Source organism: Bradyrhizobium sp. sGM-13, assembly GCF_018398875.1.
GTDB lineage: Bacteria > Pseudomonadota > Alphaproteobacteria > Rhizobiales > Xanthobacteraceae > Bradyrhizobium.
The window spans coordinates 1-436 of record NZ_JAGWDK010000198.1 but is presented as its reverse complement, the minus strand read 5'-3'; the positions used below and the strand labels follow the sequence as shown (position 1 = coordinate 436).

Sequence of the window (436 nt, the reverse complement as noted above, 5' to 3'; positions counted from 1 at the left end):
ACAGTGGCCGAGGCCGCCGGAATTAGCGTTCGGTATGCCAACGCACTCCTCGGCGAGCAGAGCACCTCGATTACGCGCCTGATCCGAACCCGGCGACTTGTGAGATGTCGAATAGCGCTTGAAGACCCTCTGCAAGGGCATCGGACGATCAGCGATATCGCGTACGGCTGGGGATTTTCCGATATGACCCATTTCGGTCGAAGCTTCAAGGCTATGTACGGTGTCTCGCCCCAACACTACAGAAGTTTACACAAGAGTCCTCGTTCGGGCGCCCAAAGATGACGACTATCTTGTTTCTCTCTCGCACGCATCTCGGATACTGCCGACAAGTAATCCGTGGCGCGTTCAATATGGCCCATGGATGGGCGCGCGATGGATGTTCGCGCCGCCCTCCTCGAAGGCGAGCCGCAACCCCGGCGGCTCTGAGATGTCGTTC

Annotated in this window: 1 protein-coding gene; it reads left to right on the top strand. The window is 58.3% G+C overall.

The window, feature by feature from the left end; translation table 11 throughout:
* Positions 1-3: 3 nt before the first annotated feature.
* Complete coding sequence (locus KJQ96_RS38760) at positions 4-282, top strand: helix-turn-helix domain-containing protein (RefSeq protein ID WP_309142551.1); 279 nt, start codon at positions 4-6, stop codon at positions 280-282.
* Positions 283-436 lie beyond the last annotated feature (154 nt).